Genomic DNA, 384 nt, shown 5'->3' with positions numbered 1-384 from the left:
ATCTCGGGCTGCTCAAACTCGGGTTGCTCGGTTCGATGACCGGCATTGTCCTGGCGCATACCATCGGCGCTATCGGCTATGTCCTCGTAATCGTATCGGCGTCGCTGGCGAATTTCGACCCGCAGCTGGAGCAGGCAGCTATGAGCATGCGGGCTGGGCCGCTGCAGACCTTCATGAGGGTGACGCTGCCGCTGATTCGGCCGGGTATAATCGGCGGCGCTGTGTTCGCGTTCCTTCACTCCTTTGATGAGGTCGTCATTACATCTTTGGTAGGAGGGATCTCGATGCGCACCCTGCCGCTAAAGATGTGGGAAGATATTCGCCACCAAATCGACCCTACCATTGCCGCAGTAGCGACGCTGTTTATCCTTTTGCCCCTGGTCG

The 384-nt window shown here is 58.1% G+C and carries 1 protein-coding gene; it reads left to right on the top strand.

The window, feature by feature from the left end; all coding sequences use genetic code 11:
• A partial coding sequence (locus EN780_RS38445) for an ABC transporter permease subunit (RefSeq protein WP_128276692.1) occupies window positions 1–384 on the top strand: 384 nt, incomplete at both ends.

The organism is Mesorhizobium sp. M4B.F.Ca.ET.089.01.1.1 (assembly GCF_004022605.1).
Lineage (GTDB): Bacteria > Pseudomonadota > Alphaproteobacteria > Rhizobiales > Rhizobiaceae > Mesorhizobium > Mesorhizobium abyssinicae.
This window is presented reverse-complemented; position numbering and strand designations above follow the sequence as displayed.